Raw genomic sequence first — 26,702 nt, forward strand, 5'->3', positions numbered from 1 at the left:
CCGCCATGCGCCGCACCCTGCTCTCATGCGCCCTGTTGCTCGCCGCCGGGCACGCCGTGGCCAGCACTGCCTGGGTCTCCAACGAGAAGGACAACAGCCTGAGCCTGATCGACCTGCAGACCCTGCAAGTCACCGACACCCTGCCCGTCGGCCAGCGCCCCCGTGGCCTGCTGCTGTCCCACGACAACACGCTGCTGTACATCTGCGCCAGTGATTCGGACCGGGTCCAGGTGATGGACGTGGCGACCCGCAAGATCATCAAGGAACTGCCCTCCGGCAAGGACCCCGAGCAGTTCGCCCTGCACCCCAACAACCGCTGGCTGTACGTGTCCAACGAAGACGATGCGCTGGTGACGGTGATCGACACCGAGACCGCCAAGGTGCTCGGGCAGATCAGCGTCGGCGTCGAGCCCGAAGGCATGGCCGTCAGCCCCGATGGCAAGTGGGCGGTGAACACCAGTGAAACCACCAACATGCTGCACTGGATCGACACCAGCACCCAGACCCTGGCCGACAGCACCCTGGTGGACCAGCGCCCACGGTTTGTCGAGTTCTCCCCGGATGGCCAACAGCTCTGGGCTTCGGCGGAAATCGGCGGCACCGTGACCATTCTCGAGGTGGCCAGCCGCAAGGTGCTCAAGACCCTGAACTTCCAGATCAAGGGCGTGCACCCGGACAAGGTCCAGCCGGTGGGGGTCAAGCTCAGCGCCGACGGCAAGTACGGGTTTGTCGCCCTCGGCCCGGCCAACCATGTGGCGGTGATCGACGCCAAGACCTTTGAAATCCTCGACTACCTGCTGGTGGGACGGCGCGTCTGGCAGATGGCGTTCACCCCGGATCAAAAGCAGTTGCTGGCCACCAACGGCGTCAGCGGCGATGTCTCGGTGATCGATGTCGACAGCCTCAAGGTCATCAAGTCGGTAAAAGTCGGGCGTTATCCCTGGGGCGTGGTGGTCACGCCATGAACGCCCTGGACGTCAGCGACCTGAGCTTTGCCTACGGTGCCCGCCAGGCGCTGAACCAGGTCGGTTTCAGTCTGGCCCCGGGGCGATTTGCCGCGTTGCTGGGGCCCAACGGGGCGGGCAAATCGACCCTGATCGCCCTGCTTACCCGACTTTATGACCTGCAGCGCGGGGAGATCCGGGTTGGCGGTCACTCGATGCGCGAGCACCCGCGCCCGGCGCTCAAGCAATTGGGCGTGGTGTTTCAGCAAAGCACCCTGGACCTGGACCTCAGCGTCGAACAGAACCTGCGCTACCACGCCGCCCTGCATGGTCTGTCCCGGCGCCAGAGCGGCCAGCGGGTGGACGCCGAACTGGCGCGCCAGGGCCTGAGCGAGCGCCGCGGCGAACGAGTGCGCGAACTCAACGGGGGCCATCGCCGCCGGGTGGAGATTGCCCGGGCCCTGCTGCATGAGCCGCGCCTGTTGTTGCTTGACGAAGCCACCGTCGGCCTCGACCCGGCCAGCCGCCTGGCCCTCAACCAGCACCTGCGCAACCTGTGCCGCGAGCAGCAGTTGAGCGTGCTGTGGACCACCCACCTGCTGGACGAGGTGTTGCCCAGCGACGACCTGCTGATTCTCCATCAGGGCCGCCTGGTGGCCAGCGGGCAGGCTGCGGCCCTGAGCCTGGAACATGGCGGCGACCTCGGCGCAGCCTTCAACCGCCTGACCACCGTGGGAGCCACCCGATGAACGCCTACTGGCAATGCCTGCGCGGCATCGTGCTGCGCGAATGGCTGCGGTTTGTGTTGCAGCGCACGCGTTTTCTCAGCGCCCTGGTGCGGCCGCTGTTGTGGTTGCTGGTATTTGCCGCTGGCTTTCGGGCGGCGCTGGGCATAGCGATCATCGAGCCCTACGACACCTACATCCCCTACGAGGTCTACATCATCCCTGGGCTGGCCTGCATGATCCTGCTGTTCAACGGCATGCAGGGTTCGCTGTCGATGGTCTACGACCGGGAAATGGGCAGCATGCGCGTGCTGCTCACCAGCCCGCTGCCACGGACCTTTTTGCTGTGCAGCAAATTGCTGGCGACCGCGCTGGTCTCGCTGTTGCAGGTGTATGCCTTTCTGGCGATTGCCTGGCTGTACGGGGTGCGCCCTCCCGTTGCGGGCCTGCTGCTCGCCCTGCCGGCGCTGTTGCTGGTGGCCTTGATGCTCAGTGCCCTGGGGTTGCTGCTGTCCAATGGGATCCGCCAGTTGGAGAACTTCGCCGGGGTGATGAACTTCGTGATCTTCCCGCTGTTTTTCCTGTCATCGGCGCTGTATCCGCTGTGGAAAATGCGCGACTCCAGTGAGTGGTTGTACTGGCTGTGCGCGGTCAACCCGTTCAGCCACGCGGTGGAGTTGGTGCGGTTTGCCCTGTACGAGCGGTTCAACCCCCTGGCCTTGGCGGTGTGCGTTGGGCTGACGCTGGTGTTCGGCCTGCTTGCCGTGCTGACGTTCAATCCGCAGCATGCGGCGTTGCGAAAGGCGGGTTAGGCGGTATTTCCCCATAAAGGCGCAAAACTACTACTTTGGTACTGGTTTTCCTGTCTATCGTCGCATTCCCAAGGCACAACGACTGGCATGTAATAGGTTCATAACGATAAGGACTGAACCGCTATGCTGCGTGCCTGCCGCCGCCTGTTGTGCCCTTCGCTCACCGCCGTGTCGCTGTGCCTGCTGCTGGGCGTGGCCCACGCCGAGGGCCCGCTGTTCTCTGCCGAGGGTTACCGCATCAGCCTGTACCGCAGCCCGACGCCCGACCAGGCGCCGGGCGCCAGCATCATCGATACCGCCGGCCTGCAAACCCTGCTCGGCCAGACACCGCGCCCGCTGCTGATCGACGTCTACCGCCGGCAATGGCTGCATGAGCGTTTCATTGAAGACCAACCCCACGAGAACCTGCCCGGCAGCCACTGGCTGGCCAATACCGGGGACGGTGATCTGACGCCTGCCTGGCAGGCCTATTTTGCGCGTAACCTGCAAACACTGACCGAGGGCGATCGGCAGCGTGCGCTGGTGTTTTACTGCCGCTCCGATTGCTGGCTGAGCTGGAACGCGGTAAAACGCGCCGCAGCTCTGGGCTATCAGTCGGTGTACTGGTACCGCGACGGCCTGGATGCCTGGCAGGCGGCGAACCTGCCAGTGACCCTGGCCCAACCGGAGCCCTTTCCCTGACGTTGCACCCTTGCGTGTTGTTGCCACACCATAATCAAAATAATGAGGTGAAAGGCTATGTACAAAATTCTGATTGCCGACGATCACCCACTGTTCCGCGAAGCCATTCATAACGTCATCAGCGATGGCTTTCCCGGCAGCGAGGTGATGGAAACCGCCGACCTGGACAGTGCCCTGGCCCTGACCCAGACCCACGACGACCTGGACCTGATCCTGCTGGACCTGAACATGCCCGGCATGCACGGCCTCAACGGCCTGATCAACCTGCGCAACGAAGCGCCGACCATCCCGGTGGTGATCGTGTCCGCCGAACAGGACAAGCAGATCGTGCTGCAAGCCATTACCTATGGCGCGGTGGGCTTCATTACCAAGTCCTCGCCCAGGGCGCAGATGACCGACGCCATCGAGCAGATTCTCAACGGCAACGTGTACCTGCCGCCCGATATCATCCGCACGCAAAAAAGCAGCAGCCAGCGGCGCATGAACGACACCCCCAGCTTCCCGCCGGAACTGCTCCAGGCGTTGACCCGCAAACAGTTGCTGGTGCTCGAACGGATGACCAAGGGCGAGTCGAACAAGCAGATTGCCTACACCCTGGAAATCGCCGAGACCACGGTCAAGGCCCACGTCTCGGCCATCCTGCGCAAGCTCAATGTGCACAATCGGGTGCAGGCGATCCTCAGTGCCGGGGACATTGATTTCGGCTCGTACCTGCGCCGCTGAGGCCCTTTGCGGGTTCGCGGTTGGGGCGTGTGGATCAAGAGCTGCAGGCGAGCTAACGCTCGGCCTGTTGAGTGGTAAGGGTGGGCGAGACGGCCTACCGGCCGGCCTCGCTTTTCCTGGTGTACGAATTTCCCATGTGGGAGTTAGTGCCCGCTTGCGGTGCCCGCTTGCGGTGCCCGCTTGCGGCGCCCGCTTGCGGCCTGCTAGCGCTGGGGCCAGAACATTCAATATCGACGGTGCCTGACCCACCGCTATCGCGAGCAAACGGAGCGCCGCCCGACTCGCTCCCACAAAGTAGAGCCGGGGGTTATCAGACGCTGATCGCGCTATCCACCAGGGTCTGGGCTTCTTGCACCAGTTGCTTGAGGTGATCGTCGCCAATGAAGCTCTCGGCATAGATCTTGTAGATGTCTTCGGTGCCCGAAGGACGGGCGGCGAACCAGCCGTTTTCGGTCATGACTTTCAGGCCACCAATGGCCTGGTCGTTGCCCGGTGCCTTGCTGAGGATGCTCTGGATCGCTTCGCCCGCCAGTTGGGTCGACTTCACCTGCTCCGGCGCGAGTTTGCCCAGCAGGGCTTTTTGCTCGGGGCTGGCCTTGGCATCGACGCGCACGGCGAAGGGTTCGCCCAGTTCATCGGTCAGGGCACGGTAGGCCTGGCTTGGGTCGCGGCCGGTGCGGGCGGTCATTTCCGCGGCCAGCAATGCCGGGATCAGACCATCCTTGTCGGTGCTCCAGACGCCGCCATCCTTGCGCAGGAACGAAGCGCCCGCGCTCTCCTCCCCACCAAAACCCAGGGAGCCGTCGAACAGGCCGTCAGCGAACCACTTGAAGCCCACCGGTACTTCGTACAGGCGCCGGCCCAGGCGCTTGGCCACGCGGTCGATCAGGCCGCTGCTGACCACGGTCTTGCCAACGGCGGCATCGGCACGCCACAACGGACGGTTCTGGAACAGGTAGTCAATGGCGACTGCCAGGTAGTTGTTCGGCGCCAGCAGACCACCGGAGGGTGTGACGATACCGTGACGGTCATGGTCCGGGTCGCAGGCAAAGGCGACGTCGAAACGTTCCTTGAGGCCGATCAGGCCCTGCATGGCGTGGCTGGAAGACGGGTCCATGCGGATCTGCCCATCCCAGTCCACCGACATGAAGCGGAACGTCGGGTCGACCTCGGTGTTCACCACTTCAAGGTTCAGGCGGTAGTGCTCGGCGATGGCCGACCAGTAGCGCACCCCGGCGCCGCCCAGTGGATCGACGCCCAGGCGCAGGTTGGCGCCACGGATCGCGTCGAAGTCGATCACATTGACCAGGTCGGCGACGTAGGTATTGAGGTAGTCATGGCGATGGGTGGTGCTGGCCTTGAGCGCCTGCTCGTAGCTGATGCGCTTGACCCCGGCCAACTGGTTGGCCAGCAGTTCGTTGGCCTTGGCCTCGATCCACTTGGTGATGTGGGTATCGGCCGGGCCACCGTTGGTGGGGTTGTACTTGTAGCCACCGCTTTGCGGCGGGTTGTGCGACGGCGTGATGACGATGCCGTCGGCCAGGCCCGAGGTGCGGCCACGGTTGTAGCACAGGATCGCGTGGGAAATGGCCGGGGTCGGGGTGTATTCGTCACCGGCGGCGATCATCACGGTGACACCGTTGGCCGCCAGCACTTCCAGGGCGCTGGCACCGGCCGGCGTCGACAGCGCGTGGGTGTCGATACCGACGAACAACGGGCCGTCGATACCCTGGGCCTGGCGATAGAGGCAGATCGCCTGGCTGATCGCCAGGACGTGCCATTCGTTGAAACTCAGCTCGAACGAGCTGCCACGGTGCCCGGAGGTACCGAACGCAACGCGCTGGGTCGCCACCGAGGCATCGGGGCGGCCGGTGTAATAGGCGGTTACCAGTCGCGGGATATCGACCAAGAGCTCTGCTGGTGCCGGTTTGCCCGCAAAAGGACTGAGTGTCATGCAAAACCTCTGAAAAAGAGTGGTTCAGGAATAGGGACGCAGTTTACTGGCAGTTTGACTATAGAGCGACGATATCTATCCGCGTCCGGCCAGGATTATTTACCCCTCGATCACTCCATCAGCTCCAGCCTCAGGGCATCGCCGAGCATCGCCATGGTCGCGTCCAGATCGTGATGGCCATTGAACGCATGGCTGAGGCGCAGGTGCTGTGAATGCAGGCCGTGCAGGCTGAACAGCTCTCCCGGGGCAATCACCACGCTCTGCTTGAGCATGCGCTGGAACACCCGACGCATATCCACCGGGCGCAGCGAGCGGGCCCAGAGGGTCGCGCCACCCGCCGGCTCGACAAAGTCCAGGGCATCGGCCAGGCGCTCCTGCAGCAGGTGCACCATGCGGCTCTTGCGCTCCGTGAGCAGGCGGCGCAATACCGGCAGGTGCTGGTCGATGCGCCCACTGCTGTACAGCCGGGCAATGGCTTTCTGGCGGATCGGCGACAAGCGGAAGGAGCGCAGCAGAAAGGTGCGCTGCAACTCAGCGCTGAGCGGGCGCGAGAGCACGTAGCCGTATGGCGCCTCGGGCCCCATGAGTTTTTCGAAGGTCGAAAACACAATCAAGCGCTCAGGGTCGAGCAGGTCGCGAAAGCGCAGCTCGTTCGGCCCGTGCCCCAGTTCGCCGTAGACATCATTCTCCAGCACCCAGCAGCCGTGCGCCTGCAACAGGTGGGCGATGTCCTGGCGGTTGGCGGCCGGCATCAGGCTGCCCCTGGGCATGCTCACGCCTGAGGACAGCAGCACCAAGCGCACTGGCTCGGTCGCCAGCAGGTGCGCCAGCCATTGCGGGTCGAGCGAGCCATCGTCGCCAAGCGGCAGTTCGATCACCCGGACCCCGGCCGCCTGCAACAGGCGCAAAATCACCCAGTCGCAGGGCGACTCCACCAGCACGGTGGCGCCCTTGAGCGCCAGCACCGCGATCAGGATCTCCAGCACGCCACGTAAATCGGCACCTATGTAGACATCATCGGCGTGCCAGCATCGAGTGGGCGATGTGGTATAGCGCGCCGCCAGCGCGGTACGCAGTTCCAGCTCGCCACAGGGTTGGGAGTGCGGTTGCTGCTGGCGCGGGTATTGGCGCACCAGTTCGCGCTCCAGCAGCAGCAACGGACTGTCCAGCGATTGCAACAGGGCCGGCTCGTCGGTGCTCATGACCAGCACGCCTGGACGCCTGGCACTCACGTAAAGGGTTTCCAGCAGGTCATTGCCGCCGCAGAACGCCGCGTTCAGCGACACCGGCAACGCGTAATAACCGGACTTGGCCACCGAGTACACCCGCCCTTCCTTCTCCAGCAACGAGTAGGCGTACTGGATGGTCGAAATCGACACACTCAGGCGCTCGGCCAGTTGCCGCAGGGACGGCAGTTTGATCGGCGTCTCGGCCTCCATTTCATTGATCAGGCAGGTCAGGTAGCGGTACACCGCCTGGTAGGCGAAGTCGTTCTCTCTGTGCTCTTTCATGGACGCAAGCCAATCGCGGCAAGGGTCAGGGACCGCGCCCACGGCAAACACGCCTGGCCGCCATTGCCCCGGCCCATGTGGTTCAGATCAATCAAACCAGGCTCCTTCAAGGTCGCGCTGACAGAGCATTGAGCGACTGCACCACGTCCCCGCCACTGGAGACCGGAACACCAGCCTCCAGCACGGGACGGCGGCGATACAACACTCGCATCAGGTTGATCGGCAAACCACTGACATCCACCATCCAGTGCATGACCTGCTCCGGCGCGGCCTCGCCCTGCAACGCCTTGTGCAGCTCGCCCATGGCCACCAGCATGCCGGGATGGCAGCGCCGCAGAAATTTCTCCAGCCCTGCGCCCTGGCCGACAAAGGGCGAAAACAACAGGCACACCAGTTGCGTTTCACTCAGGCCCAGGGACTGCTGTAGTTCGGCGTTGGCCTCGATGCGCCGCTCGGCCAATGCCAGGGGATTGTCATAGGGCGCCGAGGCCTGCTGGCAAATGGGTTCCGGTACGCCTCTTTTGCGCATCAGCAACAACCCACGCTGCACGTAGTGGGCAAATCCGCGCTCATACGGCTGGCCCTCCAGGTAGCTGGCCTGTAAACCACGGCAATGGGCCGATAGCAGCGCGCTGGCGTAGTCGTTTTCCCGCAGGGCAAGCCCCGCGTCCTCCGCCTGCAGACCGAAAAATTCGTTGAGCAGCGGCCAGCGCTCCTGCGCGTTGCCCGTGACCAGGTCCTGGATATCGATAAAGGTGGTCCCGCGCCGTGCGTCAAAATCCGCCTGGGGCCGCCAGGCCACGGTTTTTTGCTCGGCATACAGCGCGTGGTAGCAGTCGTTGTCCAGTAGTTCGAGGCTGTTCAGTAGCCCATCCATGCTCAGTGCCGGTTCCGCCAGCGTCGGCAAGTTGGCGCGTTGCGCCGCTCGCGCCAATCCGGCCAGGAACTGTCGCTGCTGGCGCGCCGTTGCTCCGCCCACCAGCGCATCCACGCCCCCCTGCCAGCGGCTCATCTGCCCATAGAATTCGCCGGTGGCCAGGTAGCCGTCATCGCAGGCTTCATAGGGACTCCCCGTCTCTCGCAAATGGCCAAGCAACAACAGACTGTAGCGATTCCACTCCCGGCCGGCGTCGGACAGCGCTGGCAAATGGCTGAAGGGCAACACCTCACGGTTGTCGACCATCAGCACTTCGACCCGCGGGTCATCGTAGACAAACAGCGCCCCATAGCTGCGGTGAATGCTGTCCATGATCGCCGGTGTCGTGGTGCCCATGCGCAGGGTTGCTACCCGCAGGTGGAAGGTCGCTGGCGACCGGGTAGCGATGCTCAACTGCGCGGCACGCAGCAGCGCCAGCGAATAACAGCTGTCCTGAGTGCCGGTGTGGGCCAACAGCACCTTGAAATGCTCCATTCTTTCTGGGCCGCCAGCCGCCACGAGTAAACGCTGGATTAAAAGTTGCAGTGCAGTGCGCTCTGCCCGGGAGAAGTAACTCAGCAGACGAGTCAATACTTGGTGATAGACATTGTTCATCGCTGAATCATGCATGGCGCTCATCGTTATTTACCTGATATTCAATAAGTCGGTATCAAAAGAACATGGCTCAACCGCACTGGCGGTGATCATTGTCGGTTGATTAATGCGTGGCGTAATTATCGGTGCTCAGATGCTAGCATTTTGATTCCAGCAACCATTTGACACTATTGCCCAAGCCGAGTTGACACGCCGGAAAGTTCGCCCTGACACGCCTGAACCAAGGGCTCCCAGCCTCATACGGCAGGGCCTAGGACAATTCCGACAACTTCCCACAGCCAATGAGTACGCAAAATCAAGAAGCCATAACCCAGCAAAAAATCGGCAACTTGTAGTTGACTGCGTTACTTGCCAAATACCAACACCGGGTATGGACGAGCACTGTGCCCGCCCCCCGCCACCGTTAATAGCGCTGATTAAAATAAAAGGCTCAGCCATGACTCATTCCTTGAGATGAAAGTGATCTTTCAATTATCAGGGCTTGGATATTGATTAGAAGATACAGATCACAGACAAAAACCAGTTCAGTTGCTGAACGGGTTGTTTATCAGGGCAACGTTTGCGGGGTTTATCAGGTTCCATAACGCAACAGCCCGCTTTCGCGGGCTGTTTTTAGTGCTGGCCTCAGGCGGGCTCGACCAGAAGCGCCACCCGCTCGCGACACGGACACTCGTCCATGTAACGGTGCGCCTCGACGAACTCGGCAAACGGGAAGACCCGGGTCTTGAGCGGCAGCAACACACGGTCGGCGGTCAATTGATTGATCTCGCGCAGGGCCCGTTGCAGCGCAGCCTGGTCCTGGACAATCCCCAGTTCCGGCTTGCCGGTGAAGTTACCGATGCAGTGCACGAAAAACTGAATGTTCTTCTGGAACGCCGCGCAGGCCGGGAATGGCGTCTGGTTGCCGCCTTGCAGGCCATACAGCACCAGACTGCCCCGTGGCGCCAGCACGTCGCCCAGCAGCGACATCTGTGGGCCACCCAGGCCGTCGAACACCACGTCCACGCCTCGATTGTCGGTGAGCTTGTTGATCTGCATGAGCAGGTCCTGCTCTTCGGTGACAATCACCTTCTCGGCACCCAGCGACAGCAGGTACTCACGTTCCTCGGCGGTCTTGGTCGCGGCAATCACCCGCACACCCAGGGCCTTGCCCAATTGCACAAAGGACGGGCCGGCGCAGTGGCTGGCGTCAGTCACCAGGGCAAACTGCCCGGGTTTGACCCGCGCCAGATCGGCGTAGGCAAAATAGGCGATCAGCAGGGGCGTGTAATGCACCGAAGCCTCGATCGGGCTCAGGACATCGGGATAACGGGTCAGCGCCGAACGCGGCAGCACAATCTGCTCGCCGTACACCGGGTAGTCATTGGGGCTTTCAGCCGGGAAGCTGGCGACCTTGTCGCCAATCGCCAGGTCGTCCACGCCTTCACCCAGGGCCGTGACCACGCCCGCCATCTCATGCCCCAGCCCGGAGGGCAGTCGTGCATGGGAGGACGCCAGGTTCTGCCGCCAGAGGATGTCATACCAACTGACGCCTATCGCCTCGACACGCACCTGTACTTCACCGGGTGCAGGCAGAGCAGCCGCATGCTCTTCGCATTTGAGCACCTCGGCTGGACCAAACTTGTGAAAACGGATCGTGCGGGACATCGCAAACCTCGTCAAAGAAACCTCTAATGCCATGAACTTTATCCGGGCTTTCTGGCCAAGACCATCAGTGGCTATTAATAGTCGACATGCCTGTCATTGATTCCGCAGCTCCGGCAATCCGTCAATCCAATCTAGAAAACCGAACCAGCATTGTGGGAAAAATGAATTACTCGGTGCAGAGTAACAGCCTTTCCCCGTAAGATTCATGCCGGTCATTGTTCTCAAATGGCCGCTCTCGTCAAGTTTGCTGACTCTGCCAGGACTCCAGATGAATCGTAATGACCTGCGTCGTGTCGACCTGAACCTGTTGATCGTGTTTGAAACCCTGATGCACGAACGCAGCGTGACCCGTGCCGCCGAGAAGCTGTTCCTCGGCCAGCCGGCCATCAGCGCGGCCCTCTCACGCCTGCGGGGGCTGTTCGACGACCCCCTGTTCGTGCGCACCGGACGCAGCATGGAACCGACCGCCCGCGCGGTGGAAATCTTCGCCCTGCTCTCCCCGGCCCTGGACTCGATCTCGACGGCCGTCAGCCGCGCAGCCGAGTTCGACCCCGCCACCAGCACCACAGTATTTCGCATCGGCCTGTCGGATGACGTCGAATTTGCCCTGTTACCCATGCTGCTCAAGCGCCTGCGCGCCGAGGCCCCGGGGATTGTCCTGGTGGTACGCCGGGTCAATTACCTGCTGATGCCAAACCTGCTGGCCTCGGGGGAAATCTCCATTGGCGTCAGCTACACCACCGACCTGCCGGCCAATGCCAAGCGCAAAGTACTGCGCCGCAGCCAGCCCAAACTGCTGCGCGCCGACACCGTCCCCGGGGCGCTGAGCCTGGACGACTTCTGCGCCCGCCCCCATGCACTGGTGTCCTTTGCCGGCGACCTGAGCGGCTTCGTCGATGAAGAGCTGGAAAAGCAAGGTCGCAAACGCCACGTGGTACTCGCCGTGCCACAGTTCAACGGCCTCGGCACGCTGCTTGCCGGCACCGACATCCTCGCCACCGTTCCGGACTACACCGCCGAAGCCCTGACCGCCGCCGGCGGCCTGCGCGCCGAAAACCCACCCCTGCCAACCCGCACCTTCGAACTGCACATGGCCTGGCGCGGGTCCCAGGACAATGATCCGGGGGAGCGTTGGTTGCGGTCGCGGATTCAGATGTTTTTTGGGGACCCGGATAGCCTGTAGCAAAACGCCCCACACGACGTTCAGTTGTTCTTCAGCCCGGGCGGGCACCAGCCCATCGCGCAGGGGCTGCGGTCGAACTGAACCCGCCCTGCGCCCCTTGACCCGAGAGGGTCCAGCACCAACAACCGGCGGTGATCGCGGCAGTTTTTTTCATTGCTGCGCTTCGACCTTGATGGCCAAAACGCTGCAGGGCACCTGATACAGAACATGCTCCGTGGTACTGCCAAGCAGCTTGCCTACCCCTTGGTGATGGGTATTTCCCATGACGAAGACATCCGTTCGGGTATGAGTCGCAAAGTCGACCATCGCTTTGGTGGGTGGCCCTGCAATGAAGTGTTGCCGCTCAGGGGGTACGCCGTAGCGCTAAGCCAAGGCAACGAAGCACTTTTCAAGGGAGCGGCGCACGTCGTTGCTAAAGCCGGGCATCGTCACGGCGCCAGCCCCTGCATCAGAGAAATGCGTGTGGGTCAGTTCATAGGCGTGCAGCATGTGCAACTCAGCCGCACATTGCGTCGCCAATTCGTTTGCCGCCTGAATGATGCTGTCGTTGATTGCGCTGACCTGCCCCTCTGGATGCGAGGGATCAACCGCCGCCACTATCACCCGAGGAAGCGGGCACCTGACTTCGCTGACCAGATGCACCGGAGTCGGGCATTCGCGCAACAACTGCCAATCCAAAGGCGTGACGAATACGCGTTTGAGCGCGGACTCATGATGTACGTCCTTGATCAGCAGGTCCGGCTGCATTTGAGCCACATGCTCGAGGATCTCTTGCAGTGGGTCACGGGTCAACGCAACCTCGGTGGTCACATTGATGCCCTTGCTGCGCATGAGTTCGGCCTCATCCGTCAACCACTGCTGGTTCTCCTGCCGGCAACGTTCGCGAAGTTGTTCACTGTTGCTCATTAACCGCATCAGGTCGAAGTCTTCGATGAACACCGCGATATGCAGCGCCGCGCCAGTGGCTTCGGCCAGCGCGATTGCCCGCTCCATCGCTGGCGAGTGACGCATGGTGGGGCCTGCGATCAGAAAGAGTCGTTGATACTGCCTCATGTGGCACCTCAAAACGTTCTGGGTTAACCGCTAGCGCCCCCCAGCACTTTCTTGTCCCACCCTTGGCGATCTCTTATCGCCTCAACTATCAGGATCGACACTATCAATATAGGCCAGCCTCACCGCTTTTGAGCCGTTGACCCCATACTTCGGAAAAAACGAACAACTGGCCCCGAATAACCGAATTTTACTGATGCAACATGCCCTTTAGCATGACCCCATCCAGCCCATCGCTGTTTGATGCGCAGACAGCCATGCAGAGGGTCATCCAATGCCACGGTTTCGAGCTGATCGAGGGTTTGCACAATTGCCTCTGCAAGCGCCTGGCTCACAGCCTGAGTCATGGCGCCCGTGGGTGGTTAAATGACTGCCATCAGCGTCGGCCAGTCCTGGATGTGGGCCGCCTTCATCGGATTCGTTCTCGCCATGCTGGCGCTGGATCTTTTCGTCTTCGGCGGGCGCAAGGCCCATCGTGTTTCGGTGCGCGAAGCGCTGGCCTGGGTCATCGCCTGGGCCAGCCTGGCGCTGCTCTTCGCCGCCCTGCTCTGGTGGTATCTGCGCAGCATGTTCGGCGTCGAAGTGGCCCAGCGTACAACGCTCGAATTCCTGACGGGCTACCTGATCGAGCAGTCGCTGTCGATCGACAACATGTTCGTGTTCGTGATGATCTTCGGCTACTTCGCCGTGCCGCCGGAGTTGCAGCGCCGCGTCCTGCTTTATGGCGTGCTCGGCGCCATCGTCATGCGCGCCGGCATGATTTTCGCCGGTGTCTGGCTGGTGCAGGAGTTTGCCTGGCTGCTGTATGTGTTTGGCGCTTTCCTCGCCATCACCGGCATCAAGATGCTGATCTTCGCCAACCAGCAACCAGACCTCGAAAAGAACCCGTTGCTGCGCTGGCTGCGTCGCCATCTGCGCATCACCGACACCTTTCACGGCGAGCGCTTCTTCGTGCGCGAGAACGGCCTGCGCTGGGCGACCCCGATGTTCCTGGTGCTGGTGCTGATCGAGGCCAGCGACCTGGTGTTCGCGGTCGACAGCATCCCGGCGATCTTCGCCGTCACCACCGACCCCTTCATCGTGTTCACCTCCAACATCTTCGCCATCATGGGCCTGCGCGCACTGTATTTCCTGCTTGCCGACATGGCCTACCGCTTCCACTTGCTCAAATACGGCCTGGCCATCGTCCTGGTGTTCATCGGCACCAAGATGCTGATCGCGCCGTGGTGGCACGTACCGGTCCAGTGGTCGCTGGCCACCGTCGGCGGCCTCATATTGAGTTCGGTGGTGTTGAGCCTGGCGTTGACCAAGGGCAAAACGCGGGTTGCGGGAGAGCAATGATGGGTTGGCGACAAGCACGGGCGATGCCGGTACCGACGCCAGGTATGTTCCCCGGACGCTACCTGGTCAGTGCTGCTGTTCAGCGGCATCAGAACCTGTAGAATCCCACCGCCCCTCTCGCCCACCCCTGCCCTACGAGCATCGCCCATGAAAATGGCCGGCCACGAAAAATCTCTGATCGCCTGGGTACTGTATTTCAGTGTCCTGCTCGGTTCGCTGATGTGTGCGATGGGCCATGGCCAGATGGCAGGCTTGCGTCTGAGTGGTTTGGATGCCCAGTTCTGCTCGATGGACAGCAACGGCGCAGCGAAGATGAGTACCGATCTATCGGAACCTATATTGCTGCCGGGAGCTGACTGCGCCATTGCCAGCCTGTTCAGCGCGATATTGCTCGCCGCATTTTTCAGCATGTTCGGGCGCCTGCCATGCGCCGCACAAAAGCACCCGAGCAAACAGATACTGTCCCGCTCACCGCGCCATCGCTGGCCGCTGATAAACCCCCGCGCCTCCCCCGATTCGATGCAAGTGCACTGAGAACGCTCCGGTTGATTGCCACGTTAATGGCGGTCTTCACGGGCTCATCGACTTCTAGCTAGGAAGCCTTGCATGTTTCGCTCTACCACTTTGGCGCTGCTTGTCAGCAGCGCAACCTGCGCGTGGGCGCAGGACGGCACCCTGACCCTGCCCACCAGCACTGTGAATGCCACAGCCGACAACCCCAAGCAGGCCACCGCCCTGGACCTCGACCAGGCCATCGAAAGCGGCTCACGCCTGAACCTCAGCGCTCGGGAAAACCCCGCCTCCGTTAGCGTGGCCGATCGCAAGACCATGGAGCGTATAGGCGCGCGAAACTTTCAGGACGTCGCCAATGCCTTGCCCGGCGTAAATGCCTCCGCACCACCAGGCTGGGGTGGCTACGTAGCGTACCGGGGCTTCAACGGCGCGCAGATCAGTCAGTTGTTCAACGGTATCAACCTGCAATATGGCGGTGCGGCACGCCCGGTCGGCGCATGGATCTATGACCGTGTCGAGCTGCTCGGTGGCCCTTCTTCGTTTCTCAACGGTAGCGGCGCTGTCGGCGGCAGCCTCAATGTCATCACCAAACTGGCCAACCGCGATGGGGATACATCCGAGGGGCGGGTCAGCTACGGACGCTACGACACCTGGGAAACGGCCGTCGGTTTCAACAAGGCGCTCAACAGCGGCGATGGCCCACGCCACTATGCACGGCTGGACTACAGCCGAACTAACACCAACGGCTACATCGATCGCCAGGAGAACGGCGCCGGCAACCTGGCCTTCTCCCTGCTCAGCGACATCAATGATCAGCTGTCCCACACCCTGGCCATCGAATACCTGCAAGAGCAGGAAGACAGTCCGTACTGGGGGACGCCTGTGCTACAGCCGCTGGTGGGCACCCTGCATATCGACAAGCACAACCGCTTCAACAACTACAACGTCGAAGACGGCCGCTACGAGCAGCGCACCCGCTGGCTGCGCTCGATCACCGACTATCGCTTCGATGACAACACCCAACTGCGCAACACCTTCTACCACTACAACGGCCAGCGCGATTACCGCAATCTGGAGGTGTACCGCTACAACGCCGACAACAGCGCCATCGCCCGCTCCGGCGGCTATCGCCAGCGCCACGACCAGCACGTCAACGGCGATCGCATAGAGCTGACCCACCAGAACCAACTGTTTGGCCTGGCCAGCGACTGGGCGTTCGGGCTTGATTACAACAGTAACCAGCAAACCAACTACCCACTGTCCAAGGGTGCCTTTGACACCGTCGATCCGAATGGCTTCGAGCCCGATCACTTCCTCGATATTCCGGGAATGGACGCACCGCGCAGTAAAGGTCGCAGCACTACGACCGATACTTCATCGGCCTTCGTCGAAAACCGCACTCGACTGACCGACCAACTGTCGCTGGTCTCCGCCTTGCGCTACGACCACATCGACTTCGACGTCGTCGACCATGTTGCTCGGACCCGGTTTGACCGCCGCTGGGATGCGTTCACCGGTCGCTTGGGCCTGGTATACGACCTGACGTCCGACATCAGCCTCTACACCCAATACAGCACCTCGGCCGAACCGCCCGGAGGCACCCTCACCAGTGCCTCGATCAGCCAGGTCGGCGACTTTGACCTGAGCACCGGCCGGCAGATCGAAGTGGGCAGCAAGCTCGACTTCCTCGATGGCCGAGGCTCGGCGACCGCCGCGGCCTATCGCATTGTACGCAAGGACATCTCGGTGCCCTCCTCGACTGTGCCCAACACCACCGAACAGGCGGGTCAGCAGACGTCCACCGGGATCGAACTGGCGACCTCGTTCAAGGTCACGCCCACGCTGCTGGCAGCGGGTAATTTCAGTTGGGTGAATGCCGAATACGATGAGTTCAACGAAACCATCGGTGGCGTGGTGTACTCACGCAAAGGCAAGACCCCGGTGAACATCCCCGACCGCGTGGCCAACCTCTGGCTGACCTACGACCTGACCCCAGGCTGGCAGATCGGTGCCGACGCCCGCTACGTCGCCTCGGTCTACGCCAACACAGCCAACACCTCGTGGGTGCCTTCCTACACCGTCTATGGGCTGTCGATGACCCACGACCTGGACAAACAGGTGCAGCTCAGCGCACGCCTGCGCAACCTGACCGATGAGGTTTATGCCCGGTTCGTCCACCAGACCAACACCCAGTACTACCTGGGTGAGCCGCGCAGCCTGGAATTCGCCGTGCAGTGGCGCTACTTCTGAGCCTTTTCACCCCGTTCCAACGGCTGGCATCGGCTGGCCACGAGCACCACCCTTGCAACGCCTGCCGGTTGTGTCGAAAGACACAGGCAACAGGGAAGCGGGTAAGCCCCACAAGGGCGATTCCCGCGCTGCCCCCGCAACTGTGAGCGGCGAGTACGGGCGCGAAATGCCACGGGGCCCGACGGATCTGGAAGGCCTTAAGCAAACGCATCTCTGGGAGGGAGTAACGATGCATACCCGGAACGGTGTATTGCCTTGGCTCGGCAGCTGCTAAAGGTTTGTCTCCCGCAAACACAAAAACGCCCCGACAAGTCGGGGCGTTTTTTATCTCAACTGGCGTAGCCGAAAAACCCTACCAACTGGCAGGCAACCAACCCAGTGCCCCGCAGATGGCATAGGCCATGCTCATCAGGTACAGCACCACCACCGTGACCTGGATCAGCGGATGGGCAATCCAGCCGCATTGCCAGGCCGGGACGATGTCGCCGTTCTTGCGCGCCGAGCGCAGCATCAGGATCGGCATGATCGACAGGATCACCCCGCTGAAAACCCCGGCGAAGTACAAGGCGCTGACGAAGCCGACCATGCCGCTGTAGGCCAGGATAAACGGCGGCACACAGACAATGGCCAGGACCATCAGGCGGGTCTTGGGGTTGCTCTCCGAGCCCAGGCTCTGGAACTTGTCAAAGATGTTGGTCAGGAAGCTGCCACCCAGACCCCAGTAGGACGTCATCATCGCGCACAGGGCAAAGGTGTTGGCGGTGTAGAACGCCCACTGCCCCAATGCCTGGCCCCAGGCCAGGGTCGCCACTTCACTCTGGTTTTCCAGACCGGTCAGGGCGATCACCGACATCGGCACCATCGCCAGCAAAATAAAGGTAATCAGCATCCCGGTGATCACCGCCAGCGGCAGGCGCTTGGGCGCGTGGCTGAAGCCGCGAGCCATTTCCGGAACCACGTACTGGGCCGAGAAACAGAACACGGCGATGTTGAACACCGGGATCATGTAGATCCAATCGCCTTCCAGCAGGTTGGCAAACTGGGTGTTTTCATTGACCAGCGTGGCAATGACCAGCACCAGGGTCATGCTGAGCATGCCGATGCTGATGAACTTCTCACCCTTGCCGATGGCCTTCAGGCCCAGGAACAGCACCAACGCCGCAGGCAGGAAGAACAGCAAGCTGCCGAGTGCCGGGCTGATGCCGAAAAATTCGCTGAGCACCTTGCCGCTGCCGCTCATGTAGGCCACGAGCGCGCCGATGCTGTTGACCGCCACCGAGAGGAAGATCGCCCAGGCCCCGAAAGAGCCGACATAGCGCTGGGCCAGGCCACTCAATTGGTGGTGACGGCGGGTGCGCAAGGCGGTTTCCGAGACATACAGCATGGAGATGGTGGTGAAGATGCCGGCGACCGCCAGCCAGAACAGCAGCGGCATGTAGCCGGCCTTGCGGCTGGCGTAGGCCATCGACAGCACGCCAGCACCAATGTTGGTGCCGACAATCATTGCCACCGCCTCGACGAAGGTCAGGCGTTTGACTTCCAGCCCGGAAGACTCGGCATGGCTCGCCTCGTGTGGCTCGTCGGCCACGGCGTAAGGGGTCTTGCTCATGAACAATTCTCGCTATTTATAGTTATTGCAGAATCCACGCAGCGTTCGTCATCAAAGCACTGCATGCAGTAAAACCTTGAACGGCGCGCAAAATATCACACATGGTGTTCGGAATAACACTCATGAACGCTTATTCATTGGTCTAAGATGCCCGGATTAGAGCAGTTTGTGCTTTCAGGGGGCTGGACAGGGGCGGGATTGGCGGGTCCGGGCGCCATCAATGATATTGATAGCAGCCTAACGAAAGCCTTAGCTCCAGATAAGGATCCGGAACACAGCGTCAGAAGTCAGCGGATAGCCTTGAATGTAGGCACTTGGGGACAGTTAAATTTTTTAGCCAAAAGAGTTGAATCGACCAAACACTTTGTAGGAATCCTCTCTCTCGACAAATGGAAAACGGATCGGAGATATCGGACAAGGCCGACTTAACAAGGCCTCTACAACCGCCAATAGTAACCCCTGCCTTATGGATAACTTAATCTACAAAGGGGCCACCATGAACCACACTGATTTACTATCCCTAAAGACCAATCTGCGCGCGGCAGTCGCCGGCGACGCGTCAACATTGGATCGACTACAAGCTATCTGGAAAGAAATCCTCAGCCACCAGGCGATTTCGGCCGACAGCCATTTTTTTGAATGTGGCGCGACTTCCCTTTCGGTGATGATGCTGCTTGGCAGGATTTCCAACCTCTTCAATGTTGACCTGACCCCCAACGATATTTTCGACCATCCGATACTGGCTCAGCAGGCGGTGTTGCTCAACTGCAGCGCACGCCAGGATGGTGAAAACAGCCTAATGCGGGACGCCCATGCCTGGCGCATGCGCGAAGGTGAAGATACGCCCGGACTGGCTCAACGCGAGATCCTTGAAAAGCCCCCCGAAACCCCAGGCTATCTGGAAAATGTGGTGATGGCGTTTTACATTCGAGGCGAGTGTTCAGTCACCAGGGTGCGCGAAGCGTTCGGCGCCGTACTTGAACAGCAACCGGCATTACGTTGCAGTTTCGAACTCAACTCGCACGGCCAGTGGCGTCGATCACAACACGCCCTTGATGAGTTCCCATTGCCTTTTCACCCGATAAAACTGGCGCTTCAAAGCGACATCAGCCAAACCGTGGCCGATCTGATCGTTGAAGAATCATTGCTCGCTTTTGACCTGAGACATCCACCGTTGATGCGGGCAACCTACCTTGATTGCCAAGGGACAGATGACGTGCTGATCATCACTGCCCATCACATTGCATTCGATGGCTGGTCAGGTGCGGTACTGATGGACCAGCTTTGCGCGCACTATCAGTCGTTACTCGCTACCGGCGTGCCTGACGAAGCCAAACATTGCATGCAATACGCTGAATTTACTGATGCCCAACAGCAACGTTTGGCTGAAAACCTGCTGGATACACATAGCGCTTTTTGGCAAGAGACACTGAAGCAACTGCCTGAACCCTTTGCGTTGCGCGGCGCTATTGAGCGGCCTCAGCAATTTACCTATCGCAGTGCGGTCCTACCGCTCAACCTGGATGCGCAATACCCCGCAATCGCGCAATTGAGCAGCCGAACAGGCTTCAGCCTTTATACCGTTATCCTCACTGCGTTCCTGGTTTCTCTCGCCAGAAATACAGGCACGATCGACCTCTATGTACGCTCTCCTGTAGCCAACCGGACCGACGCAGCCCTGGAACCGGTGGTGGGGTATTTTGTTCACCCCATGGTGATTCGACCAAGGCTTTGCGAATGGTCACCTTCTCAGCGGCTGCTCGCGCAGGTCAATCGTTGTGTGTTGGATGCCTATCGCCATGCCATGCTGCCACCACCTATTTTTGAGGCCAACTGCTCGCCCCACTCTGTCGCTTACGGCTCCCGATTTCCTTACTGGTACAACCACCACAACTATCCCTCACGACAGCGCCGATTAGGCACGTCACAGCTCCACGGTATCGGGGTTCCGTCCAGCGGAATAAAGACTGATGTTTCGCTTAACACACTACGTACCGAAAGCGGATTGGTCGGTAGTCTTTCCTACTATCGTGACGCCATTCCTGACGATTGCGTGCACGCGCTGTTGGTCAGCTTCAAGCAGGCATTGGATGAGTTACTTGCCATAGGCAAGTGACAACACGGCCCGATCCATCTCGACTCAGCACATTCGAAGACTTGTTCGCAAAAGCCTTAGGCTAGAGGGCTGTCCCGAGGCTTATATCATTCCGAATGATAGTTACCTTTGCTTCATTCGATTCGTGAGATAGAGACTCGCCGAGCATCATCCGCCCATCTCAATACATTGGCGGATCTATCCATGGAACAGTCTCTCAAACATTTGCGCTTGCCTCTGGCCGCCCTGGCCGTGCTGGTGATGAGCGCCTGCGGCAAGACCCCGGACTCGGCCGCCGCCATGCCCGCCGCCAAGGTCAGCGTGGCCAAGGTGCTGGAACAACCGGTCAACGAGTGGGACGAGTTCACCGGGCGCCTGGAAGCGCCGGAAACCGTGGAGATCCGCCCAAGGGTGTCCGGCCAGATCGATGAGGTAGCGTTCACCGAAGGCGCCCTGGTGAAAAAGGGCGACCTGCTGTTCCAGATTGATCCGCGTCCGTTCCAGGCTGAGGTCCGCCGCCTCGAAGCCCTGGTTGCCCAAGGCCGCGCCAATGCCACCCGCAGTGAAAACGAAGCCCAACGCGGCGAGCGCCTGCGCACCAGCAACGCGATCTCGGCGGAACTCGCCGACTCGCGCACCAGCGCCGCCCAGGAAGCCCGGGCCGCCGTGGGCGCGATCCAGGCGCAGTTGGACCTGGCCCGGCTGAACCTGAGCTTCACCCGCGTCACCGCCCCCATCAGTGGCCGCGTCAGCCGCGCCGAAATCACCGCCGGCAACCTGGTGACCGCCGATGTCACGCCACTGACCAGCGTGGTTTCCACCGACAAGGTCTACGCCTACTTCGACGCCGATGAGCGGGTGTTCCTCAAGTACAGCCAGTTGGCTCGCCAAGGCCAGCGCGGCCAGAGCACCCCGGTGTACCTGGGCCTGTCCAACGAAGACGGTAACCCGCACCAGGGCCAGATGAACTTCATGGACAACCAGGTCAACCCCAAGACCGGCACCATTCGCGGTCGTGCGGTGTTCGACAACAGCAAGGGCGAATACACCCCCGGCCTCTACGCACGCCTGAAGCTGGTGGGCAGCGGTACCTACTCGGCGGTGCTGATCACCGACGAAGCGGTGGGAACCGACCTGGGCAAGAAGTTCGTGCTGGTCATGGATGGCGACAAGTCGGTGTACCGCGCCGTCGAGCTGGGTCCGAAGATCGAAGGCTTGCGCATCGTGCGCAGTGGCCTGAACAAGGACGACACGATCATCGTCAAGGGGTTGCAACGGGTGCGCCCAGGCTCGCCGGTCACCCCTGAAGTGGTGCAGATGGCCAGCCAGGAAACCCTTGCCGCCCTCGCCCAACAACGCCAGGCGCTTGAAGCCAGCAACCTGCCCCAAGTCGCACCTGCCAAGGGTGCGCCGGGTACGGCTGTCAAGCTCGCCGCTGCGACTCCACGCGGTTAAGGGATACACACGCCAATGAATTTTTCCCAGTTCTTCATTTCACGGCCGATCTTTGCCGCCGTGCTGTCGCTGCTGATCCTGATCGCCGGCAGCATCTCGCTATTCCAGTTGCCGATCAGCGAATACCCGGAAGTGGTACCGCCGACCGTGGTGGTGCGCGCCAACTTCCCCGGCGCCAACCCCAAGGTCATCGGCGAAACCGTCGCAGCGCCCCTGGAGCAAGCCATCACGGGTGTCGAGAACATGCTGTACATGTCCTCGCAGTCCACCGCCGACGGCAAGATCACCCTGACCATCACCTTTGCCCTGGGCACCGACCTGGATAACGCCCAGGTGCAGGTGCAGAACCGCGTCACCCGTACCGAGCCCAAGCTGCCGGAAGAAGTGACCCGGATCGGCATCACGGTGGACAAGGCCTCGCCCGACCTGACCATGGTCGTGCACTTGACCTCCCCGGACAAACGCTACGACATGCTCTACCTGTCCAACTACGCCCTGCTCAACATCAAGGATGAGCTGGCGCGCCTGGGCGGTGTCGGTGACGTGCAGCTGTTCGGCATGGGGGATTACTCGCTGCGGGTCTGGCTCGATCCGAACAAGACCGCTTCGCGCAACCTGACGGCTACCGACGTGGTCACCGCGATTCGCGAACAGAACCGCCAGGTCGCCGCCGGTGCCCTGGGCGCGCCGCCCGCACCGAACGCCACCGCATTCCAGCTCTCGGTCAACACCCAGGGGCGCCTGGTCTCTGAAGAAGAGTTCGAGAACATCATCATCCGCGCCGGCGACGACGGTGAGATCACCCGTCTGAAGGACATCGCCCGGGTCGAGCTGGGCTCCAGCCAGTACGCCCTGCGCTCGCTGCTCAACAACGATCCGGCGGTGGCGATCCCGATCTTCCAGCGTCCGGGCTCCAACGCCATCGAAATCTCCAACCAGGTTCGCGAGAAAATGGCGGAGCTGAAGAAAAACTTCCCTGAAGGCATGGACTTCAGCATCGTCTATGACCCGACGATCTTCGTCCGTGGCTCCATCGAAGCGGTGGTGCACACCCTGTTCGAAGCGCTGATCCTTGTGGTGCTGGTGGTTATCCTGTTCCTGCAGACCTGGCGCGCCTCGATCATTCCGCTGGTGGCGGTACCGGTCTCGCTGATTGGCACGTTCGCCGTGATGCACCTGTTCGGCTTCTCCCTCAACGCGCTGTCGCTGTTCGGCCTGGTGCTGGCCATCGGTATCGTGGTCGACGACGCCATCGTGGTGGTGGAGAACGTCGAACGTAACATCGGCCTGGGGCTGACACCGGTGGAAGCCACCAAGCGCGCCATGCGCGAAGTGACCGGCCCGATCATTGCCACGGCACTGGTGCTGTGTGCGGTGTTTATCCCGGCCGCGTTCATCTCCGGCTTGACCGGGCAGTTCTACAAACAGTTCGCCCTGACCATTGCCATCTCGACCGTGATCTCGGCCTTCAACTCCCTGACCCTGTCGCCGGCCCTGGCCGCCGTGCTGCTCAAGAGTCATGACGCGCCGAAGGACCGCTTCTCGCGGGTCCTGGACTCGCTGTTCGGTGGCTGGTTGTTCCGTCCGTTCAACCGCTTCTTCGACCGCGCCAGCCATGGTTATGTCGGCACCGTGACCCGGGTCATCCGCAGCAGCGGGATTGCCCTGCTGCTGTACGCCGGGCTGATGGTGCTGACCTTCTTCGGTTTCTCCAACACCCCGACCGGCTTTGTCCCGGCCCAGGACAAGCAGTACCTGGTGGCCTTCGCCCAGTTGCCGGATGCGGCGAGCCTGGACCGCACCGAAGAAGTGATCAAGCGCATGTCCGACATGGCGCTCAAGCAGCCGGGCGTGGAAAGCGCGGTGGCCTTCCCGGGCCTGTCGATCAACGGCTTCACCAACAGCCCCAACGCCGGGATCGTGTTCGTCACCCTCAAGCCTTTCGATGAACGCAAGGACCCGAGCGAGTCCGCCGGGGCGATTGCCGGGGCGTTGAACGGCCAGTACGCCGACATCCAGGAAGCCTACATGGCGATCTTCCCACCGCCGCCGGTACAGGGCCTGGGCACCATTGGCGGGTTCCGCCTGCAGATCGAGGACCGCGGCAACCTGGGTTACGACGAGCTGTACAAAGAAACCATGAACATCATCAACAAGAGCCACAACGTGCCGGAGCTGGCTGGCCTGTTCACCAGCTACACCGTGAACGTGCCCCAGGTCGATGCCGCCATCGACCGGGAAAAAGCCAAGACCCATGGCGTGGCCGTCAGTGACATCTTCGACACCCTGCAGATCTACCTGGGTTCGCTGTATGCCAACGACTTCAACCGCTTCGGCCGCACCTATCAGGTCAACGTCCAGGCCGAGCAGCAGTTCCGCCTCGAACCGGACCAGATCGGCCAGCTGAAAGTGCGCAACAACAAAGGCGAGATGATCCCGCTGGCGACCTTCATCAAGGTCAGCGACACCTCGGGGCCGGACCGTGTGATGCACTACAACGGCTTCATCACCGCTGAAATCAACGGTGCCGCAGCTCCCGGCTACAGCTCCGGCCAGGCCGAACAGGCAATTGAAAAACTGCTCAAGGAAGAACTGCCCAACGGCATGACCTACGAGTGGACCGACCTGACCTACCAGCAGATTCTCTCGGGCAACACCGCGCTGTTCGTGTTCCCACTGTGTGTGCTGCTGGCATTCCTGGTGCTGGCGGCGCAATACGAGAGCTGGAGCCTGCCCCTGGCGGTGATCCTGATCGTACCGATGACCCTGCTGTCGGCCATTACCGGGGTGATCCTGTCCGGTGGTGACAACAACATCTTCACCCAGATCGGCTTGATCGTACTGGTGGGCCTGGCGTGCAAGAACGCGATCCTGATCGTCGAGTTCGCCAAGGACAAGCAAGAGGAAGGCATGGACGCCCTCAGCGCGGTGCTGGAAGCCTGCCGTCTGCGTCTGCGGCCGATCCTGATGACCTCCTTCGCCTTCATCATGGGCGTGGTGCCCCTGGTCTTCTCCAGCGGTGCCGGTGCCGAAATGCGTCACGCCATGGGTGTGGCGGTGTTCTCCGGAATGCTGGGGGTGACCTTCTTCGGCCTGTTGCTGACGCCGGTGTTCTACGTATTGATTCGCCGCTATGTCGAGCGCGGTGAAGCGCGCAAAGCGGCCAAGGCCCTGCCACTGGAGGCACAACCATGAGCCTGAAAGTCTTCCTGCCGAGCTTGCTGGTGCTGGCCCTGAGTGCCTGCGCCGTCGGCCCGGACTACCAGACTCCAACGACGGAGGCGGCCCACATCACGGCCGCCACCGATGGCGCCCAGGGTCAGAAGAACTTCGACCGGGCCCGCTTCGAGGGGATCTGGTGGCAGCAGTTCGAGGACCCGATCCTCAACGAGCTGGTCAACACCTCGCTGCAAGGCAACCGGGAACTGCGGGTGGCATTTGACCGCCTGCGGGCCGCCCGAGCGTTTCGCGATGACGTCAGCAACGACGCCATGCCGGTGGTGACCAGCCGCGTCAGCAGTGACCTGGCCAAGGGGCAGATCCCCGGCCAGACCACCGACCGGGTCAGCAGCGAACGTTATGACCTGGGCCTGGACATGGCCTGGGAACTGGACCTGTTCGGACGTATCCAGCGCAACCTGGAAGCGGCCGACGCCGACACCCAGGTGGCCGCGGCGGACCTGTACCAGTTGCAAGTCACCCTGATTGCCGAACTGGTGGACGCCTACGGCCAACTGCGCGGTGCGCAATTGCGCGAGAAGATTGCCCTGGCCAACCTGGCGAACCAGCAGGAGTCGAGCAAGATCACCGTGACCCTGCGTGATGCCGGTGTCGGCGATCAACTGGACGTGGTGCGCGCCGATGCCCGCCTCGCGTCCGTGGAAGCCAGCGTGCCGCAATTGCAGGAAGTGCAGATCCGTCAGCGCAACCGCATTGCGACGTTGCTCGGTCAACGTCCGGACAAGCTCAGCGTCGACCTCAGCCCAGCCAGCCTGCCGGCCATTGCCAAGGCCTTGCCGATTGGCGACCCGGGGGAACTGTTGCAACGCCGGCCGGACATCCAGAGCGCCGAACGCAAGCTGGCAGCCGCCACCGCGCGCATCGGCGTGGCCAAGGCCGACCTGTTCCCGCGGGTCAGTCTCAGTGGCTTCCTCGGCTTTACCGCCGGGCGCGGCTCGCAGATCGGTTCATCGGCAGCCAATGCCTGGGCGCTGGGCCCCAGCATCACCTGGGCGGCCTTTGACCTGGGCAGCGTGCGCGCGCGTTTGCGGGCCGCCGATGCCAACGCCGACGGCGCCCTGGCCAGCTACGAACAGCAAGTGTTGCTGGCCCTGGAAGAATCGGAAAACGCCTTCTCTGACTACGGCAAACGCCAGCAGCGGCTGATTTCGCTGATTCGCCAGAGCGAATCGAGCCGGGCCGCCGCCGACCTTGCAGAGATTCGCTACCGCGAAGGCACCGTGGACTTCCTGGTGCTGCTGGACGCCCAACGCGAGCGCCTGGCAGCCGAAGATGCCCAGGCCCAGGCCGAAGTCGACCTGTACCGTGGCATCGTCGCCATTTACAAAGCCCTGGGTGGCGGTTGGCAACCACAAACCGTCGCCAGCAACTAAGCTTAAACGTGCTCCTTTGGTTGGCCGCAACCAACCAACTTTTAGCCCCGCGCCTCATTCGGTCG

18 protein-coding genes, 1 pseudogene and 1 riboswitch are annotated in these 26,702 nt (G+C 61.6%); of the genes and pseudogenes, 13 read left to right on the top strand and 6 right to left on the bottom strand.

Annotated elements, in window-relative coordinates; genetic code table 11:
- The first annotated feature begins 5 nt into the window (after window positions 1–5).
- The 5 genes from Q1W70_RS24640 (at window position 6) to Q1W70_RS24660 (ending at window position 3,885) form a co-directional block, all read left to right on the top strand.
- A complete protein-coding gene (locus Q1W70_RS24640; protein ID WP_166591590.1) occupies window positions 6–965 on the top strand; it encodes a YVTN family beta-propeller repeat protein in 960 nt (319 codons plus the stop codon).
- Window positions 962–1,693 carry an ABC transporter ATP-binding protein gene (locus Q1W70_RS24645; RefSeq protein ID WP_182344601.1) on the top strand — a complete coding sequence of 244 codons (732 nt, stop codon included), beginning with the start codon at window positions 962–964 and terminating at the stop codon, window positions 1,691–1,693. The genes Q1W70_RS24640 and Q1W70_RS24645 overlap by 4 nt, the downstream gene beginning before the upstream one ends.
- Window positions 1,690–2,481: an ABC transporter permease gene (locus tag Q1W70_RS24650; protein ID WP_166591588.1), complete on the top strand. Its 792-nt coding sequence runs from the start codon at window positions 1,690–1,692 to the stop codon at window positions 2,479–2,481. Before Q1W70_RS24645 ends, Q1W70_RS24650 begins: the two co-directional genes overlap by 4 nt.
- A gap of 123 nt (window positions 2,482–2,604) precedes the next feature.
- Complete coding sequence (locus Q1W70_RS24655) at window positions 2,605–3,162, top strand: PQQ-dependent catabolism-associated CXXCW motif protein (protein WP_302098226.1); 558 nt, start codon at window positions 2,605–2,607, stop codon at window positions 3,160–3,162.
- Window positions 3,163–3,219: 57 nt separating this feature from the next.
- Window positions 3,220–3,885, top strand: coding sequence for a response regulator transcription factor (locus Q1W70_RS24660; protein ID WP_166591586.1), 666 nt, complete (start codon window positions 3,220–3,222; stop codon window positions 3,883–3,885).
- 310 nt (window positions 3,886–4,195) lie between these two features.
- Here the strand turns inward: Q1W70_RS24660 and pgm are convergent, their stop codons facing one another.
- From pgm to Q1W70_RS24680, 4 genes are all read right to left on the bottom strand, one after another.
- Entirely contained in the window at window positions 4,196–5,839 is a 1,644-nt protein-coding gene (gene pgm, locus Q1W70_RS24665) for a phosphoglucomutase (alpha-D-glucose-1,6-bisphosphate-dependent) (protein WP_166591585.1), read from the bottom strand.
- A gap of 110 nt (window positions 5,840–5,949) precedes the next feature.
- Entirely contained in the window at window positions 5,950–7,350 is a 1,401-nt protein-coding gene (locus tag Q1W70_RS24670) for an aminotransferase-like domain-containing protein (RefSeq protein ID WP_185818046.1), read from the bottom strand.
- Window positions 7,351–7,456: 106 nt separating this feature from the next.
- Complete coding sequence (locus tag Q1W70_RS24675; protein ID WP_302098229.1) at window positions 7,457–8,905, bottom strand: hypothetical protein; 1,449 nt, start codon at window positions 8,903–8,905, stop codon at window positions 7,457–7,459.
- A 600-nt stretch (window positions 8,906–9,505) separates the two neighbouring features.
- On the bottom strand, window positions 9,506–10,528 hold the full coding sequence (locus Q1W70_RS24680) for a zinc-dependent alcohol dehydrogenase family protein (protein ID WP_166591582.1): 1,023 nt from the start codon (window positions 10,526–10,528) through the stop codon (window positions 9,506–9,508).
- A gap of 268 nt (window positions 10,529–10,796) precedes the next feature.
- Here Q1W70_RS24680 and Q1W70_RS24685 point away from each other — a divergent pair, with 268 nt between their 5' ends.
- On the top strand, window positions 10,797–11,711 hold the full coding sequence (locus Q1W70_RS24685; protein WP_166591581.1) for a LysR family transcriptional regulator: 915 nt from the start codon (window positions 10,797–10,799) through the stop codon (window positions 11,709–11,711).
- A 150-nt stretch (window positions 11,712–11,861) separates the two neighbouring features.
- Here the strand turns inward: Q1W70_RS24685 and Q1W70_RS24690 are convergent.
- Window positions 11,862–12,764, bottom strand: a pseudogene (locus Q1W70_RS24690) (universal stress protein).
- Window positions 12,765–13,127: 363 nt separating this feature from the next.
- On the opposite strand from Q1W70_RS24690, the gene Q1W70_RS24695 reads away from it, so the two are divergent.
- The 3 genes from Q1W70_RS24695 (at window position 13,128) to Q1W70_RS24705 (ending at window position 16,865) form a co-directional block, all read left to right on the top strand.
- Window positions 13,128–14,102 (top strand): TerC family protein, encoded by a 975-nt coding sequence (locus tag Q1W70_RS24695; protein ID WP_302098230.1) that lies wholly within the window; start codon window positions 13,128–13,130, stop codon window positions 14,100–14,102.
- Window positions 14,103–14,255: 153 nt separating this feature from the next.
- A complete protein-coding gene (locus tag Q1W70_RS24700) occupies window positions 14,256–14,636 on the top strand; it encodes a DUF2946 family protein (protein WP_302098232.1) in 381 nt (126 codons plus the stop codon).
- Window positions 14,637–14,708: 72 nt separating this feature from the next.
- Complete coding sequence (locus Q1W70_RS24705; RefSeq protein ID WP_166591579.1) at window positions 14,709–16,865, top strand: TonB-dependent receptor; 2,157 nt, start codon at window positions 14,709–14,711, stop codon at window positions 16,863–16,865.
- Between the two features lie 48 nt (window positions 16,866–16,913).
- Window positions 16,914–17,120: riboswitch (cobalamin riboswitch) on the top strand.
- A 97-nt stretch (window positions 17,121–17,217) separates the two neighbouring features.
- Here Q1W70_RS24705 and Q1W70_RS24710 read toward each other — a convergent pair.
- Entirely contained in the window at window positions 17,218–18,474 is a 1,257-nt protein-coding gene (locus Q1W70_RS24710; protein ID WP_302098235.1) for an aromatic amino acid transport family protein, read from the bottom strand.
- A gap of 496 nt (window positions 18,475–18,970) precedes the next feature.
- On the opposite strand from Q1W70_RS24710, the gene Q1W70_RS24715 reads away from it, so the two are divergent.
- From Q1W70_RS24715 to Q1W70_RS24730, 4 genes are all read left to right on the top strand, one after another.
- A complete protein-coding gene (locus Q1W70_RS24715; RefSeq protein WP_166591577.1) occupies window positions 18,971–20,590 on the top strand; it encodes a condensation domain-containing protein in 1,620 nt (539 codons plus the stop codon).
- Window positions 20,591–20,773: 183 nt separating this feature from the next.
- Window positions 20,774–22,024 (top strand): multidrug efflux RND transporter periplasmic adaptor subunit MexE, encoded by a 1,251-nt coding sequence (mexE, locus tag Q1W70_RS24720; RefSeq protein WP_166591576.1) that lies wholly within the window; start codon window positions 20,774–20,776, stop codon window positions 22,022–22,024.
- A 15-nt stretch (window positions 22,025–22,039) separates the two neighbouring features.
- Window positions 22,040–25,219, top strand: coding sequence for an efflux RND transporter permease subunit (locus Q1W70_RS24725; protein WP_166591575.1), 3,180 nt, complete (start codon window positions 22,040–22,042; stop codon window positions 25,217–25,219).
- Window positions 25,216–26,637, top strand: coding sequence for an efflux transporter outer membrane subunit (locus Q1W70_RS24730; RefSeq protein WP_185818042.1), 1,422 nt, complete (start codon window positions 25,216–25,218; stop codon window positions 26,635–26,637). Before Q1W70_RS24725 ends, Q1W70_RS24730 begins: the two co-directional genes overlap by 4 nt.
- The last annotated feature ends 65 nt before the right edge of the window (window positions 26,638–26,702 follow it).

Source organism: Pseudomonas kielensis (assembly GCF_030505375.1).
GTDB classification, from domain to species: Bacteria; Pseudomonadota; Gammaproteobacteria; order Pseudomonadales; family Pseudomonadaceae; genus Aquipseudomonas; species Aquipseudomonas kielensis.

Coding starts and splice junctions, on each gene's coding strand:
- Q1W70_RS24640 (WP_166591590.1), top strand. CDS start 6: ATGCGCCGCACCCTGCTCTCATGCGCCCTGTTGCTCGCCGCCGGGCAC.
- Q1W70_RS24645 (WP_182344601.1), top strand. CDS start 962: ATGAACGCCCTGGACGTCAGCGACCTGAGCTTTGCCTACGGTGCCCGC.
- Q1W70_RS24650 (WP_166591588.1), top strand. CDS start 1,690: ATGAACGCCTACTGGCAATGCCTGCGCGGCATCGTGCTGCGCGAATGG.
- Q1W70_RS24655 (WP_302098226.1), top strand. CDS start 2,605: ATGCTGCGTGCCTGCCGCCGCCTGTTGTGCCCTTCGCTCACCGCCGTG.
- Q1W70_RS24660 (WP_166591586.1), top strand. CDS start 3,220: ATGTACAAAATTCTGATTGCCGACGATCACCCACTGTTCCGCGAAGCC.
- pgm (WP_166591585.1), bottom strand. CDS start 5,839: ATGACACTCAGTCCTTTTGCGGGCAAACCGGCACCAGCAGAGCTCTTG.
- Q1W70_RS24670 (WP_185818046.1), bottom strand. CDS start 7,350: ATGAAAGAGCACAGAGAGAACGACTTCGCCTACCAGGCGGTGTACCGC.
- Q1W70_RS24675 (WP_302098229.1), bottom strand. CDS start 8,905: ATGAGCGCCATGCATGATTCAGCGATGAACAATGTCTATCACCAAGTA.
- Q1W70_RS24680 (WP_166591582.1), bottom strand. CDS start 10,528: ATGTCCCGCACGATCCGTTTTCACAAGTTTGGTCCAGCCGAGGTGCTC.
- Q1W70_RS24685 (WP_166591581.1), top strand. CDS start 10,797: ATGAATCGTAATGACCTGCGTCGTGTCGACCTGAACCTGTTGATCGTG.
- Q1W70_RS24695 (WP_302098230.1), top strand. CDS start 13,128: ATGACTGCCATCAGCGTCGGCCAGTCCTGGATGTGGGCCGCCTTCATC.
- Q1W70_RS24700 (WP_302098232.1), top strand. CDS start 14,256: ATGGCCGGCCACGAAAAATCTCTGATCGCCTGGGTACTGTATTTCAGT.
- Q1W70_RS24705 (WP_166591579.1), top strand. CDS start 14,709: ATGTTTCGCTCTACCACTTTGGCGCTGCTTGTCAGCAGCGCAACCTGC.
- Q1W70_RS24710 (WP_302098235.1), bottom strand. CDS start 18,474: ATGAGCAAGACCCCTTACGCCGTGGCCGACGAGCCACACGAGGCGAGC.
- Q1W70_RS24715 (WP_166591577.1), top strand. CDS start 18,971: ATGAACCACACTGATTTACTATCCCTAAAGACCAATCTGCGCGCGGCA.
- mexE (WP_166591576.1), top strand. CDS start 20,774: ATGGAACAGTCTCTCAAACATTTGCGCTTGCCTCTGGCCGCCCTGGCC.
- Q1W70_RS24725 (WP_166591575.1), top strand. CDS start 22,040: ATGAATTTTTCCCAGTTCTTCATTTCACGGCCGATCTTTGCCGCCGTG.
- Q1W70_RS24730 (WP_185818042.1), top strand. CDS start 25,216: ATGAGCCTGAAAGTCTTCCTGCCGAGCTTGCTGGTGCTGGCCCTGAGT.